The sequence below is a fragment of the Arthrobacter sp. FW306-1B-F12A genome, from assembly GCF_058781865.1.
The window spans coordinates 39,722-54,192 of sequence record NZ_JBYSXD010000030.1; the positions used below are offsets into that span (position 1 = coordinate 39,722).

Genomic DNA, 14,471 nt, shown 5'->3' on the forward strand with positions numbered 1-14,471 from the left:
GACCATGACTGCGCACACCCGCGAAAATACCTCCATGAGCGATGCCCAGGACAAGGCCGCGACGCTGATCGAGGCACTGCCGTGGATCCAACGCTTCGCCGGTACCACCATGGTGATCAAGTACGGCGGCAACGCCATGGTCAACGAGGAACTCCGACGCGCCTTCGCCGAGGATATCGTCTTCCTGCACCACGTGGGTATCCACCCGGTCGTCGTGCACGGGGGAGGCCCGCAGATCAACTCGATGCTTGGCCGCCTGGGCATCGAATCCGAATTCAAGGGCGGCCTGCGCGTCACCACTCCCGAGGCCATGGACGTGGTCCGTATGGTGCTCACCGGACAAGTGGGCCGCGAGCTCGTGGGCCTCATCAACTCCCACGGACCCTATGCGGTCGGGATGTCCGGTGAAGACGGCGGACTCCTGCGTGCCGTGCGCACCGGCACCGTGGTGGACGGCGAGGAAGTGGACCTCGGCTTGGTGGGCGAAGTGGTGGGCGTTGATCCCAGGGGTATCGAGGACATCCTCGACGCCGGCCGCATCCCGGTGATTTCGACGGTCGCCCCCGAGATCCTTGACGAAGGGGATGGCACCGGCTCCACTACCGGACAAGTGCTTAACGTCAACGCGGACACGGCAGCAGCGGCGGTTGCCTCGGCACTGGGCGCATCCAAGCTCGTCATCCTGACCGATGTCGAGGGCCTCTACGCCAACTGGCCGGACAAGTCCTCGCTCATTTCCTCGCTGACGGCCACGGAATTGCGGGAGATGCTGCCGCGCCTGGAGTCCGGCATGATCCCGAAAATGACGGCTTGCCTGAAGGCCATCGATGAAGGAGTCGAGCGGGCGCACATCGTGGATGGCCGCCTGCCGCACTCCATGCTCCTGGAAACCTTTACGACCGCGGGCATCGGAACCCAAGTTGTCCCCGACGAGGAAGTGAACGCATGAACGAAACTGTTGGTTTGAGCCCGACCGGCGCTGCGGAGGCCGCCGCAACCACGCTCGTTTCCCAGAGCACGGGAAGCGACTGGCTTGCCCGTTACTCTTCTTCGCTCATGGGCGTCTTCGGCACCCCGCAGCGGGTCCTGGTCCGTGGCGCGGGAGCCCTCGTGTGGGACGCCGACGGCAAGGAATACCTGGACCTCCTCGGCGGGATTGCCGTGAACGCGCTGGGCCATGCCCACCCGTTCGTCACCTCTGTCATCTCCAGCCAGCTGGCCACGCTGGGGCACGTCTCCAATTTCTTCACGAGCCCCACGCAGATCGCGCTCGCCGAGAAGCTCCTGGCCATCACCAAGGCTCCTGCCGGCTCCAAGGTGTTCTTCGCCAACTCCGGCACCGAGGCCAACGAGGCCGCGTTCAAGCTGGCTCGGCGCAACAGTTCTGCGACGCGCACCAAGATCATCGCCCTGGAAGGTGCCTTCCATGGCCGCACCATGGGCGCCCTGGCCCTGACCGCCAAGGAAGCCTACCGGGCACCGTTCGAGCCGTTGCCCGGAGGCGTGGTCCACATCCCGTTCGGCGACATCGAGGCGCTCCGTGCCGCCGTCGACGAAAGCACAGCGGCCGTGTTCCTTGAGCCCATCCAAGGCGAAGCGGGCGTCCGCCCGCTCAGCGTCGAGTACCTGCGGGCTGCCCGCGAAGCCACCACCGCCGCCGGCGCGCTGCTGATCCTGGACGAGGTCCAGACCGGCATCGGGCGCACCGGCAAGTGGCTGGCCAGCGAAGACGCCGGAATCGTGCCCGACGCCGTAACCCTCGCCAAGGGCCTGGGCGGCGGCTTCCCGGTCGGCGCGCTCATCACCTTCGGGGAGCCGACGTCGTCGCTCCTGACCGCCGGCCAGCACGGCACCACCTTCGGCGGGAACCCGGTGGCAACTGCCGCCGCCCTCGCCACCTTGCATGCCATCGAAAGCCAGGGCGTGCTGGCGAACGTTCTTAGCGTCGGCGCCCGCTTGCGGGCCGGACTGTCCGACGTCGACGCAGTCACCGAAGTGCGGGGCGAAGGCCTCCTGATCGGTTTCGACCTTGACGCCGACATTGCCCCTGCCATGGTGACTGCCGCCCTCGACGCGGGCTTCATCATCAACAGCCCGGGCCCGCGCACCATCCGGCTGGCTCCGCCGCTCATCCTGACCACCGAGCAGGCCGACCGTTTCCTCGACGCGCTGCCCGGCATTATCCAGGCGGCGGCAGCCCAGAACGCTGCACCCCTGACCGCTAAGGACGCACAGTGAACACCACACGTCATTTCCTCAAGGACACGGACCTCACACCGGCCGAGCAAGCCGAAGTGCTTGAGCTCGCCGTTCGAATGAAGGCCGCTCCGTACAGCGTCCAGCCGTTCGCAGCTGCCGGCAATGGGCGCAAGACCGTCGCTGTCATCTTCGACAAGACCTCCACCCGGACCCGTGTGTCCTTCGCTACCGGAATCGCGGACATGGGCGGGAACGCGCTCATCATCAACCCGGGCGAGGCGCAGATCGGCCACAAGGAATCCGTGGAGGACACCGCAAAGGTCCTCGAACGCATGGTCTCCACCATCGTCTGGCGTACGTCCGCGCACTCCGGCCTCGTAGCAATGGCCGAAAACTCCAAGGTTCCCGTCATCAATGCCCTGTGCGATGACTACCACCCCTGCCAGTTGCTCGCGGACCTCCTGGCAGTCAAGGAGCACAAGGGCGAACTCAAGGGCCTCACCATGGCCTACCTGGGCGACGCTGCGAACAACATGGCCAACTCGTATCTCTTGGCAGGCGTCACGGCGGGCATGCACGTCAGGATCTCGGGCCCGGAAGGCTACCTGCCCGCGGCCGAGATCGTGGCGGCAGCGGAAGAGCGCGCTGCCGAGACCGGCGGTTCCGTGCTCATCACCACCGACGCCAAGGAAGCCCTGAACGACGCCGACGTCGTCGCCACCGACACGTGGGTGTCCATGGGCCAGGAAGCCGAAAAAGAAGCCCGGATGCAGCTCTTCCGCGAGTACTCCGTGGACGAGGCGGCCATGGAACACGCCGCACCGGATGCCGTCGTGCTCCACTGCCTGCCCGCCTACCGAGGCTATGAAATCTCCGCTGGCGTCATCGACGGGCCCCAGTCCATCGTCTGGGACGAAGCCGAGAACCGCTTGCACGCCCAGAAAGCGCTCATGGCGTGGCTGATGCACAAGTCGGGACTCGCATTCGTCGACGGCCTTTCCCCCGTTGAGGGCACCGGGGAGAGCACGTTCTAGTGTCCACCCATCCTGCGTCGCAAGGCGCCAGCCCTGCCACCAAGACTGCCCGGCAAGCGCGGATCACCGCGATCCTGACGGGCGAGTCCGTGCGCTCGCAGGCCGAGCTCGCGGCACTGCTGGCGGACGACGGCGTGCAGGTCACGCAGGCGACACTCTCCCGGGACCTCGTGGAACTCGGGGCGGTCCGCGTGCGCGGCAAGGACGGCGCGCTGGTCTACGCAGTGCCCGGCGAGGGTGGCGACCGCAATGCGAAAAGCGGTGTCACCCAGGAAATCCTGGACGCGCGCCTGTCGCGCCTGTGCGGCGAGCTGTTGGTGACCGCCGAGGCGTCGGGCAATATCGTGGTGCTGCGGACGCCTCCGGGTGCCGCGAACTTCCTCGCCTTGGCCATCGACCACTCGGTGATGCCGTCGGTATTGGGTACGATCGCAGGCGACGACACCTTGCTTTTGGTTGCCAGGGATCCCGACGGCGGCGCCGAGCTGGCAGCCCGTTTCCTCCAGCTGGCCCAGGAAGCCGGACCGGGGAGCTAGTCCAGCCCGGCAAGTGAACCATTCCGGCGCTGTTCCACCCGGGCCTTCGGCCCGAACCAAGCTTTGACTCAAAAGAACCAAGCAACAACAAAGGAGCACTCTCGTGACTGAGCGCATTGTTCTGGCCTACTCCGGTGGCCTTGATACTTCCGTAGCCATCGGCTGGATCGGTGAAGCCACCGGGGCCGAGGTCATCGCTGTGGCCGTCGACGTCGGACAGGGCGGCGAGTCGCTGGAGACCATCCGCCAGCGCGCCCTCGGCTGCGGCGCCGTCGAGGCCTACGTGGCCGACGCCCGCGACGAATTCGCCAACGAATACGCCATGCCCACGCTGAAGGCCAACGCCCTCTACCAGGGCCACTACCCGCTGGTTTCGGCGATCTCGCGCCCCGTGATCGTCAAGCACCTCGTCAAGGCCGCCCGCGAATTCGGTGCCACCACCGTTGCGCACGGTTGCACGGGCAAGGGCAACGACCAGGTCCGCTTCGAGGTCGGCATCCAGACGCTGGGCCCGGACTTGAAGTGCATCGCACCCGTCCGCGACCTCGCCCTGACCCGCGACAAGGCCATCGCCTTCGCCGAGGAAAAGGGACTGCCGATCGAGACCACCAAGAAGAACCCGTACTCGATCGACCAGAACGTCTGGGGACGCGCCGTCGAAACCGGCTACCTCGAGGACATCTGGAACGCTCCCACCAAGGACATCTACGACTACACGGCCACCCCGGAATTCCCGCCGGCACCGGACGAAGTCACCATCACCTTCGAAGCCGGCGTCCCGGTGGCCATCGATGGCGTCAAGCACACTCCGCTCCAGGTCATCCAGGAACTGAACCGCCGCGCCGGTGCCCAGGGCGTTGGCCGGATCGACGTCGTCGAGGACCGCCTGGTGGGCATCAAGTCCCGCGAAATCTACGAAGCTCCGGGCGCGATGGCCCTCATCACCGCCCACAAGCACCTCGAGGACGTCACCATCGAGCGCGAGCAGGCCCGCTTCAAGGCCACCGTCGGCCAGCGCTGGTCCGAGCTGGTCTACGACGGCCAGTGGTTCTCCCCGCTCAAGCGCTCCCTGGACGCCTTCATCGAGGACACCCAGAAGTACGTCTCCGGCGACATCCGCATGGTCCTGCACGGCGGCCAGGCCATCGTCAACGGCCGCCGCTCCGACACCTCGCTCTACGACTTCGACCTCGCCACCTACGACACCGGCGACACCTTCGACCAGTCGCAGGCCAAGGGCTTCATCGAGCTGTGGGGAATGTCCTCCAAGGTCGCCGCAGGCCGCGACCTGCGGGTGTCGGGCAAATGACGTCGGTGGGCCCACGGACGCCGGGGTCCCCGGCCGAGCGCAGCGAGGTTGGGGAGCGTTCGGCAACGAACACTGGCGCGCTGTGGGGCGGCCGGTTCGCCGGCGGTCCCGCGGACGCGCTTGCGGCGCTGAGCAAGTCCACACATTTTGATTGGCGGCTGGCCCGCTACGACATCGCCGGCTCCAAGGCCCATGCCCGCGTGCTGCACAAGGCGGGGCTGCTGGACGACGCCGAACTAGAAGGCATGCTCGCGGCGCTCACCCAGCTGGATGACGACGTCGCGAGCGGCGCCTACCAGCCGGCCGAGAGCGATGAGGACGTCCACGGTTCCCTCGAACGCGGGCTCATTGAGCGCGCGGGAACCCACCTGGGCGGCAAGCTCCGGGCAGGCCGTTCGCGCAACGACCAGGTGGCCACGTTGGGCCGCATGTTCCTGCGCGACCACGCCCGCATCATCGCCCGCGGCGTGCTCGCCACGATCGACGCCCTCGTTGATCAGGCCAAGGCCCACCAGGGCGTTGCCATGCCCGGCCGGACGCACCTGCAGCATGCCCAGCCTGTCCTGCTGAGCCACCACCTGCTGGCCCATGCCTGGGCACTGTTGCGCGACGTGCAGCGGTTCCAGGACTGGGACAAGCGCGCCGGTGTCTCGCCCTACGGTTCCGGTGCCCTGGCAGGTTCCTCGCTCGGCCTGGATCCCGAGGCCGTCGCTTCGGACCTCGGCTTCTTCTCGGCGGTCCACAACTCGATCGACGGCACTGCCTCGCGCGATGTCTTCGCCGAGTTCGCATGGATCTGCTCGATGATCGGCGTGGACCTGTCGCGGGTCTCCGAGGAAGTCATTCTGTGGGCCACCAAGGAGTTCTCCTTCGTCACGCTCCATGATTCTTACTCCACGGGGTCGTCGATCATGCCGCAGAAGAAGAACCCGGATGTCGCCGAGCTCGCCCGCGGCAAGGCAGGGCGCCTCATCGGCAACCTGACCGGGCTGTTGGCAACGCTCAAGGGCCTGCCGCTCGCGTACAACCGCGATCTGCAGGAAGACAAGGAACCGGTATTCGACGCCGCGGACACCTTGGAGGTGCTGCTCCCGGCCGTCTCCGGCATGATCGCCACGCTCACTTTCAACACCGAGCGCATGGCATCGCTGGCACCGCAGGGCTTCGCGCTTGCCACGGACATCGCCGAGTGGCTTGTCCGCCAGGGAGTGCCGTTCCGCGAGGCGCACGAGCTCTCCGGTGCGGCGGTGAAGCTGGCTGAAGGGCGCAGCGTCGAGCTGTGGGACCTGACGGACGAAGAGTACGCGGGCATTTCGGAGCACTTGACTCCCGAGGTCCGCACCGTGCTCAGTACCGAAGGTTCACTCAACAGCCGCAACTCCCAAGGCGGAACGGCCCCGGCCGCCGTCGAGCGCCAACTGCTTGCCCTCGAAGCGGAGCTCGCGGCGGTGCGGAAGTACGCGGAGTAACGAAAAGAAGGCCAACGCCGGCGGGTATTTCGAGGCAGTCTTTTTCGCAAAGGCTGCAGCGAAATGCCCGCCGCTGCCAGTTAATCCTCGTTAACAGTCATTAACCCTGTCGGATACTATGGCGCTATGACCGAGATCACTACCTCAGCGCTTCTTGCCGAGCTCCACAAAGCAGCCGGCACTGTCACCGACGTTGTCGCCAAACTCGACGACGCCGATGTTGCAGCTCACTCCGAGCTGCCCGGGTGGACCCGCGGCCACGTACTGGCTCACATTGCCGGTATCTCGAACGCCATGGCCAGGCAACTGGAATACGCCGCACGCGGCGAGACCATCGACATCTACGACGGCGGCTACGAGGGCCGTACGAAGGCGATTGAGCTGGCGGCTAGCCATAGCCTTGCCGAACACCGTGACGCCACCGAAGCGGCCCTCTCGCGGGCCCTGCGGGCCTTCGATGGGCTTGTGGAGTCCGGCTGGAACACCCGGATCAGCTTCCGGAACGGAACAGTGCTCGACGGCGGCCTGGCGCTCTGGCGCGAACTGGTCATCCACGTCACGGACCTGGGAATCGGTCGCGGACCGGAAGCCTGGAGCCGGCAATTCTGCGAGCACCTTTTCGATTTCCTCTCGGCCCGCGTGCCCGCAGACCAGAAATTCGTGCTTCAGCCCCTGGGCCTGCCGCAGGTGGTCATCGGCTCGGGGCGGCAGTCCGTTGCCATCAACGGCATGATCACGGATATCGCGGCCTGGCTCGCCGGCCGCACGCCTACCCTGGGGAGCCTGCGGGCCTCTGCCGACGCGGACGGTGTTGACTTGCCGGAGCTTCTCCCGTGGCCATCGAGCGTTCCCGCGACACGATAGCGCTGCCGCGTTTGCTTGCCGCTGCCCTCCACAGATGCATCGTGGCGTAGGAACGCCACGGGCTCACGTTGCGGAAGTCTGTAGGCAGGCCCTCCGAGGCGGCCAATTTCTTGAGGCCGTTCCGGACGGCTGCGTCGTTGGCGAGGAAGACGTCCGGGTCGCCGATGACCCTCATCGCCACGTAGCCCACGGTCCATGGTCCTACGCCGGGCAACGGCAATAGTTTGTCCGCGAGCGTTTGGGGGTCGTCGCCGTAGTCGAAGTCGAGTTCCCCGCTGGCCATGGCTGCTGCCGCGGCAAGCACGGAATCTATGCGGCGCTGGGGGCCTTTCAGTAGTTCCCGGCCCGAGCGTGCGATTTCCCCGGTCGTGGGGAAGAGACGGTCCAGGCCCAGCGCGTGTCCCGGGTGCCCTTCCGGCAAGCGGGTCCCGGCGTCGGACAGTTGGCTCAAAGCGGTGCGTGCGGCGGCTACGGTGATTTGCTGGCCGATCATCGCCCGGATCAGCAGTTCCTGGGGATCCACGGCACCCGGAACCCTGATCCCGGGCGTATCGCGAACTGACGGGCAGAGCCTGGCATCGGAGGCCAACGCCTCGTCGACGGCCACGGGATCGGCGTCGAGATCGAACAATCGCCGCACCCGGCTAAGGAGCACGGGAAGATCGTGGAGATCCAAGGTGCTGACGGCGAGGGTCAGCGCGCCGCCGCGCGCCCCGGCGTCGTACTCCACTGCGAACACTGCGTTGCCGAGGGGCAAGCGGAGGGTCCGCGCATAGCTGGTGGGGCCCGCCAGTTCGACGCCGGGAATCGCGCGGGCCGCGAGGAAATCGAAAATCCCCGTGTCGAAAGGCTCCCGGTACGGGAGGTTGAGGGTCAAGGAAGTGGCCTCACCCTGCTTGCCGTGATGGCCTAGGGGCCTGGCGGTGGCCCGGAGTGCCGTGGGAGTCAGGGCGAAGACTTCGTTGATGGTGTCGTTGAACTGGCGGACACTGTTGAACCCGGCGGCGAACGCCACGTCCGAGAGTTTCATCGAGGTGGAGACCAGAAGCGTCCTGGCCGTCTGCGCCCGGCTGGCCCGCGCCAAGGACAGCGGCCCGGCCCCGAGTTCGTGGCTGAGGATCCTGTTGAGCTGGCGGGAGGAGTAGCCCAGCCTGGCGGCGAGTCCTTCGACGCCCACCCGGGAGATCGCGCCGTCGTTGATGAGCCGCATCGCCCTGCCGGCGACGTCCGAGCGCAGGTTCCACGCAGGCGTGCCCGGAACCGCCTCCGGCAGACAGCGTTTGCAGGCCCTGTACCCGGCCTCGTGGGCGGCGGCCGAGGTTTCGTAGAACGTCACGTTTTCTGCCTTGGGTGTCCGTGCCGGGCACGACGGCCGGCAATAGATGCCCGTCGAGCGGACGGCGGTGAAGAACTGGCCGTCGAACCGGGGATCCCGCGCATCGATCGCACGGTAGCGTTGCCAAAAGTCCATGACTTCATCCTTTCAGCATCGGCAGGCGCGTCCTAGCGGAAATCGGACATAGCCGGCCACGGCCCGGTTGGCGGATTTTTGCTAGGGTCTGGGCATGACAACGCAGGGTGCGTCTCCGGAGGCCATCAGGGCCATTCTTTCCGGTGATCCGCGGCACGTTGCCCCCTTGCTCCTCGGCGCCGTGCTGAGCCACCGGACTCCCGAGGGCACGGTGTCCGTCCGGCTCAGCGAAGTGGAAGCGTATCTGGGCCCGCGGGGATCGGCCCAACCCGACCCTGGATCCCATACCTTCGGCGGCCCCACCGCCCGGAACGCTCCCATGTTCGGTCCGGCAGGCCACCTCTATGTCTACTTCACGTATGGCATGCACTATTGCGCCAACATTGTCTGCGGTCCCGACGGCGTTGCGTCCGCGCTGCTGTTGCGGGCAGGGGAGGTGGTGGCCGGCCAAGCCTTGGCACAGTCCCGCCGTCCGGCGTCGAAATCGCCGACCGATCTTGCCAGCGGGCCCGCCCGGCTGGCGTCCGCCATGGGGCTGACGACGGCGGACAGCGGCCGGGATGCCTTGGCCGAGCCCTTCGGCCTCGAACTTCCGGTCACTCCGGCGGCGCCATCGGCAGTCGCGAGCGGGCTCCGGGTCGGAGTATCGGGCGACGGCGGTTCCGCCGACTACCCGTGGCGCTTTTGGCTCTCCGGGGATCCCACGGTGTCCCGCTACAAGCCGGGCCGCAGCCGCGCCGTCGAGAAGCCTTTGTAGGGGCCCAGCGAGGAATCCTTCAAGCGGCGTGTTCGGTCCGGGCAGGCTCGGCGACATACGCACACTGGTTGTCGGCCAGCTCGAACGGCGCGAGGCGGCCAAGCAGGGACTCGCGCACGTGGGGCCATTCTTCGCGCAGGATCGAGAAGACGGCCGTGTCGCAACGGCTCCCGTCGGGAGCGAAGCGGTGCCCCCGCAGGGTGCCCTCGTAGCTGGCCCCAAGCCGCTGGATAGCCGAGGCACTGCGCGTATTGCGGGCATCGCAGCGGAAGGCCACCCGGTGGACGTCCAACACATCGAAGGAGTACGCCAACAGCAGTTGCTTCGCGGCCGGATTGACGTGGCTGCCCCAGAACGGGCGCCCGTAAAAAGTGCCGCCGATTTCCAAGCGCTGCTGGCGCGGACTGTACTCGCACAGGGATGTGGTTCCGAGCAGCGCTCCCGTCCGCTGTTCGACGACGGCGAACGGCATGGTCGCCGGATCTTCGAGGCGGGCCGCGAAGAGTTCGGCCAGTTCCGCGGCACTCAAGGGCTGCTCGGCGGCCATGCCGGACCACATCCCGGAGTCCACAAAATCGAAGAGCGGACCGGCATGTGCGGGGGAGAGCGGGACCAGGCTGATGCCGTGTCGGGTCAGGGCAACGTCGTGCTGCATTGCAGCATTGAAGCACCACTTGGTGCGGATGGAAAAGCTCAGGAGGTTAGCGCCGGGTGAACATTGTGTGACGCACCGGCGTGCGGGCAGTTTCACCCACGTCAAGCAAAACCGCTGTAGAATGGACGGTCCGTCTTTTTCGATAGGGGAACGTTTCGATGCACGACGCTGATTTGATCCACGAGCGGGAGTACGTGGCCGGTCTCTACTCGCGCCTGGATGAGCTGCGGGAGGAAAAGCGCCAACAGCTGGCGCAGGTCCGGCGCGCCGGAGCGGTGGGCACCATGCAGAACGTTTCCGAAAGGGACGCCTTCGCGGCACTGTACGAGGACCGGCTCGCCCAGCTGGACGCCGTCGACGACCGTCTCGTGTTCGGACGCCTTGACCTGGACAGCGGCGAGGCGCAGTACATCGGCCGCATCGGACTGTCCACGGCGGATCTCCAGCGGCTTATGGTCGACTGGCGCGCCCCCGAAGCCGGCCACTTCTACCAGGCGACCGCTTTCGACCGGCAGGGCGTCCGCCGTCGTCGTCACCTGATCCTGCAGGGCCGGGAGGTCAAAGCGATCGAGGACGATGTCCTGGATGCCAGCATGCTGGCGGACAACGCCTCGCTCCAGGGCGAGGGCGCACTCCTTGCCGCCCTGAATTCCAAGCGCACCGGCCGCATGTCGGACATCGTCGGCACCATCCAGTCCGAGCAGGACCGGATTATCCGTTCGTCCATGTCGGGTGCCTTGGTTGTCCAAGGTGGTCCCGGTACCGGCAAGACGGCCGTCGCGCTCCACCGCGCCGCCTACCTGCTGTACACCCACCGTGACCGCCTGAAGTCGGCAGGTGTGCTGCTTGTTGGACCTTCTTCGTCGTTCATGCACTACATCGAGCGGGTCCTGCCGTCCCTCGGCGAGACCGGCGTGGTCATGGCGAGCCTGGGCCGCCTCATGCCCGGTATCCATGCCGTCCCGGAGGCGGATCCGGACGTCGCAGCGCTCAAGGGCAAGCTGAACATGGCCGACGTGATTGCGAATGCCGTGGCCAACCGCCAGCGGACTCCCGCTGAGGACCGCATCCTCGAGGTCGATTCCCGCAAGCTCACGCTGTCCGTGCGGCAAGTCCGCCGCGCCCGGGACAGGGCACGCGCCACCGGCAAGCCGCACAATGAAGCGCGCGTGACGTTCGTGAAGATTTTGCTGCGCGAGCTGACGGAGCAGCTGACGGAGATCGTCGAGGAATCGAACATCGGCAACAATGCCGACCGTTCCTACCTCGCTGAGGACGTCCGCTCGGCACGCGACGTCAGGATCGTCCTGAACTTGTGCTGGATGCCCATGACTCCCGAGAAGCTCGTTTCCGAGCTCTTCAGCAAGCCAGCCATCCTGGAGGCCTGCACCCCGCACCTCACGCCGGCGCAGCGTGCCCTCCTGCTTCGCCCCGCGGATGCACCGTGGACGGAAGCCGATGTTCCGCTGCTCGACGAGGCCGCTGAACTCCTCGGCGAGCTCGATCCTGCCGCGGGCAGGGGACTGGCCCAGCAAGAACACGACCGTGCCCGCGACATCGCCAACGCCAAGCAGACACTGGTCAACATGGAGGCCATGGGCGTCGACGTGTTGATGACGGCCGAAGAACTGGCAGACCAGAACCAGGAACGCGAAACACGGCTGACCGCCGCAGAACGTGCCACGAGCGACCGTTCGTGGGCGTTCGGACACATTGTGGTGGACGAAGCGCAGGAGCTCTCGCCCATGCAGTGGCGGCTTTTGGTCCGCCGCTGCCCGCTGAAGTCCTTCACGATCGTCGGCGACATCGCCCAGACGAGTTCCTCCGCCGGTGCGAATTCCTGGCAAAGTGCCCTCGCGCCGTCGTTCGGGGACCGCTGGCAGCTCGAAGAACTCACCGTCAACTACCGGACTCCCTCGCAGATCGCCGAAGCGGCAGTCCGCATGGCGAACCGCGCTGGGCTGGTTGTTTCTGCTCCCAAGGCCGTTCGCGAAGGCAAGTGGTCACCGATCGTGGACCGCGTCGACGAAGCGGGGATGGTAGACCGGCTCGTCGAAATCCTTCCGGAGGAACTGGAAGCGATCGACGGCGGCCTCCTGGCCGTGATTGCCGACGGCGCCCTCCTGCCTCGGGCTGCAGCCGCCCTCCGTGGGGTCTACGGTCACCGTGTGGGCACCGGAGCGGGCAGCTACTCCCAGGACATCGTGGTCATCAGCCCCAAGGAAGCCAAAGGCCTGGAGTTCGACGGCGTGGTTGTTCTTGAGCCAGCCGCGATGCTCAATCACGAGCATGGCAAGGTGGGCGATCTCTACGTCGCCATGACGCGTCCGACGCAGCGGCTGCGCCTCATCACCGCGGCGCCACTGCCGGCGGGTATCGAGCGCTGAGCCATGTACGCAAGCTGATCGGCAATCCTGCTAACTTAGAACTCGTGTCACACGTAAACAACCTCGAGTCCCAACACAACGACCCGGGCTTTGCCAATATCTGGCAAGAGCTCAAATGGCGCGGCCTGATCCACGTTTCCACGGATGAAACGGAACTGGAAAAGCTGCTCGCCGGGGACCCGATCACGTATTACTGTGGCTTCGACCCCACGGCTCCGTCACTGCACCTTGGCAACCTTGTCCAGCTCCTGCTCATGCGCCGTCTGCAGTTGGCCGGCCACAAGCCGCTCGGCCTGGTGGGCGGCTCCACCGGACTGATCGGCGATCCGCGCCCGACGGCGGAACGCACCTTGAACACCAAGGACACCGTGTCGGAGTGGGTCGGCTACCTTCAGGCCCAGGTCCGACGCTTCCTCAGCTTCGAGGGCGACAATGCCGCACGCATGGTGAACAACCTTGACTGGACCGCGCCCCTGAGCGCCATCGATTTCCTGCGCGAAATCGGCAAGCACTTCCGTGTGGGCACCATGCTCCGCAAGGATGCCGTGGCCTCCCGTCTCAGCTCCGATGAGGGCATCAGCTACACCGAGTTCAGCTACCAGATCCTGCAGGGCATGGATTACCTCCAGCTCAACCGCGACTACGGTTGCGTGCTGCAGACCGGCGGCTCGGACCAGTGGGGCAACCTCACGAGCGGTACGGAGCTGATCCGCAAGGTCGACGGCAAGATTGTCCACGCCCTGGGGACGCCCCTCATCACCAACTCTGACGGCACCAAGTTCGGTAAGAGCGAAGGCAACGCCATTTGGCTCGACGCCCACATGTGCAGCCCGTACGCCTTCTACCAGTTCTGGCTCAACACTGCGGATGCCGACGTCGTTGACCGCCTCAAGGTCTTCACGTTCCTTAGCCGCGCCGAGATTGAGGAACTCGCAGCCGCTGTTGCCGAGCGCCCGTTCGCCCGCGAAGGCCAGCGCAGGCTCGCTTTCGAGGTCACTTCACTGGTGCACGGAGTGGACGCGACGGAGAAAGTGATCGCTGCTTCGGCTGCACTGTTCGGAAATGGCGATCTCTCGGTTCTGGACGAAGTGACCTTGGCGTCGGCAACTGCAGAGCTGCCGTCTGCCTCGATCGGCGCGGATGGCCTCGGGATCATCGACCTCTTGGTTGCGTCTGGATTGTCCGAGAGCAAGTCCGCTGCCCGCCGCACGGTGGGGGAGGGCGGCGCCTACGTGAACAACAGCAAGGTGACCGACCCCGACGCCGTCATCGACCAGGCGGAACTGCTACACGGCCGGTACCTTTTGCTGCGCCGCGGCAAGAAGAATCTGGCCACCGTCGAAGTGACCGTCTGACGCCTACTTAGCTCCACGGTGTGTTCTTGTGTGGGCGCGCCAGACGGGCTGTTCCATGTTCTATTGCACGCTCCTCCGAGCCGACTTGCGCGGCTCCGGGGGAGCGTGTATCGTTTTCTGAGTCGCTGCCGCTGAAGCGGATAAATTGCGAACAAAATCCCATTGAATGTGAATAATTCGGTTTAGACCAAAAGTCTGGAAATCGGATAATTTATCGACTCTGTGGGGAAAATTCGATTCACTTGGGTAAATTTCTGGAGAAATCCTGGATTTGCAAAGTTGAAATGAATGAAATAAAGTAGAAACATCGCAGCGAGGAAATGCGGAACATCGAATTTGTTCCGAGGAGTATTCGGATTGTGTCTGTTGTTTGAGAACTCAATAGTGTGCCAAGTTTGTTGATACCGATTTGTTTTTATGAATTGGTTGATTTTG

12 protein-coding genes are annotated in these 14,471 nt (G+C 65.6%); 10 read left to right on the top strand and 2 right to left on the bottom strand.

Going from position 1 to position 14,471, the window contains the following annotated elements; genetic code table 11:
• The first annotated feature begins 4 nt into the window (after window positions 1–4).
• The 7 genes from argB (at window position 5) to AC3WJU_RS14820 (ending at window position 7,411) form a co-directional block, all read left to right on the top strand.
• On the top strand, window positions 5–949 hold the full coding sequence (argB, locus tag AC3WJU_RS14790) for an acetylglutamate kinase (protein ID WP_059387787.1): 945 nt from the start codon (window positions 5–7) through the stop codon (window positions 947–949).
• A complete protein-coding gene (locus tag AC3WJU_RS14795; protein ID WP_284989301.1) occupies window positions 946–2,238 on the top strand; it encodes an acetylornithine transaminase in 1,293 nt (430 codons plus the stop codon). The genes argB and AC3WJU_RS14795 overlap by 4 nt, the downstream gene beginning before the upstream one ends.
• Entirely contained in the window at window positions 2,235–3,233 is a 999-nt protein-coding gene (gene argF / locus AC3WJU_RS14800) for an ornithine carbamoyltransferase (protein WP_284989300.1), read from the top strand. The genes AC3WJU_RS14795 and argF overlap by 4 nt, the downstream gene beginning before the upstream one ends.
• Window positions 3,233–3,769: an arginine repressor gene (locus tag AC3WJU_RS14805; RefSeq protein ID WP_306962906.1), complete on the top strand. Its 537-nt coding sequence runs from the start codon at window positions 3,233–3,235 to the stop codon at window positions 3,767–3,769. Before argF ends, AC3WJU_RS14805 begins: the two co-directional genes overlap by 1 nt.
• A gap of 103 nt (window positions 3,770–3,872) precedes the next feature.
• Window positions 3,873–5,078 carry an argininosuccinate synthase gene (locus AC3WJU_RS14810; RefSeq protein WP_236816785.1) on the top strand — a complete coding sequence of 402 codons (1,206 nt, stop codon included), beginning with the start codon at window positions 3,873–3,875 and terminating at the stop codon, window positions 5,076–5,078.
• Window positions 5,075–6,547 carry an argininosuccinate lyase gene (gene argH / locus AC3WJU_RS14815; protein ID WP_332603238.1) on the top strand — a complete coding sequence of 491 codons (1,473 nt, stop codon included), beginning with the start codon at window positions 5,075–5,077 and terminating at the stop codon, window positions 6,545–6,547. The genes AC3WJU_RS14810 and argH overlap by 4 nt, the downstream gene beginning before the upstream one ends.
• A gap of 126 nt (window positions 6,548–6,673) precedes the next feature.
• Window positions 6,674–7,411, top strand: a complete 738-nt coding sequence (locus AC3WJU_RS14820; RefSeq protein ID WP_492260210.1) for a maleylpyruvate isomerase family mycothiol-dependent enzyme — start codon at window positions 6,674–6,676, stop codon at window positions 7,409–7,411.
• Here the strand turns inward: AC3WJU_RS14820 and AC3WJU_RS14825 are convergent.
• Window positions 7,317–8,882 carry an AlkA N-terminal domain-containing protein gene (locus AC3WJU_RS14825; protein ID WP_492260211.1) on the bottom strand — a complete coding sequence of 522 codons (1,566 nt, stop codon included), beginning with the start codon at window positions 8,880–8,882 and terminating at the stop codon, window positions 7,317–7,319. The two genes, AC3WJU_RS14820 and AC3WJU_RS14825, sit on opposite strands and share 95 nt — an antisense overlap.
• A gap of 94 nt (window positions 8,883–8,976) precedes the next feature.
• Here AC3WJU_RS14825 and AC3WJU_RS14830 point away from each other — a divergent pair, with 94 nt between their 5' ends.
• Entirely contained in the window at window positions 8,977–9,639 is a 663-nt protein-coding gene (locus tag AC3WJU_RS14830; protein ID WP_492260212.1) for a DNA-3-methyladenine glycosylase, read from the top strand.
• A gap of 19 nt (window positions 9,640–9,658) precedes the next feature.
• Here AC3WJU_RS14830 and AC3WJU_RS14835 read toward each other — a convergent pair whose 3' ends face one another.
• Window positions 9,659–10,294: a GNAT family N-acetyltransferase gene (locus AC3WJU_RS14835; RefSeq protein WP_084784356.1), complete on the bottom strand. Its 636-nt coding sequence runs from the start codon at window positions 10,292–10,294 to the stop codon at window positions 9,659–9,661.
• Between the two features lie 158 nt (window positions 10,295–10,452).
• Between AC3WJU_RS14835 and AC3WJU_RS14840 the strand changes: the two genes are divergently transcribed.
• Window positions 10,453–12,681, top strand: a complete 2,229-nt coding sequence (locus AC3WJU_RS14840; protein WP_284989293.1) for a helicase domain-containing protein — start codon at window positions 10,453–10,455, stop codon at window positions 12,679–12,681.
• Window positions 12,682–12,725: 44 nt separating this feature from the next.
• On the top strand, window positions 12,726–14,036 hold the full coding sequence (tyrS, locus tag AC3WJU_RS14845; protein WP_307053474.1) for a tyrosine--tRNA ligase: 1,311 nt from the start codon (window positions 12,726–12,728) through the stop codon (window positions 14,034–14,036).
• Window positions 14,037–14,471: the final 435 nt, after the last annotated feature.

Excerpts from the sequence above, each read along its gene's own strand:
- argB (WP_059387787.1), top strand. The coding sequence starts at position 5 with ATGACTGCGCACACCCGCGAAAATACCTCCATGAGCGATGCCCAGGAC.
- AC3WJU_RS14795 (WP_284989301.1), top strand. The coding sequence starts at position 946 with ATGAACGAAACTGTTGGTTTGAGCCCGACCGGCGCTGCGGAGGCCGCC.
- argH (WP_332603238.1), top strand. The coding sequence starts at position 5,075 with ATGACGTCGGTGGGCCCACGGACGCCGGGGTCCCCGGCCGAGCGCAGC.
- AC3WJU_RS14820 (WP_492260210.1), top strand. The coding sequence starts at position 6,674 with ATGACCGAGATCACTACCTCAGCGCTTCTTGCCGAGCTCCACAAAGCA.
- AC3WJU_RS14825 (WP_492260211.1), bottom strand. The coding sequence starts at position 8,882 with ATGGACTTTTGGCAACGCTACCGTGCGATCGATGCGCGGGATCCCCGG.
- AC3WJU_RS14830 (WP_492260212.1), top strand. The coding sequence starts at position 8,977 with ATGACAACGCAGGGTGCGTCTCCGGAGGCCATCAGGGCCATTCTTTCC.
- AC3WJU_RS14835 (WP_084784356.1), bottom strand. The coding sequence starts at position 10,294 with ATGCAGCACGACGTTGCCCTGACCCGACACGGCATCAGCCTGGTCCCG.
- AC3WJU_RS14840 (WP_284989293.1), top strand. The coding sequence starts at position 10,453 with ATGCACGACGCTGATTTGATCCACGAGCGGGAGTACGTGGCCGGTCTC.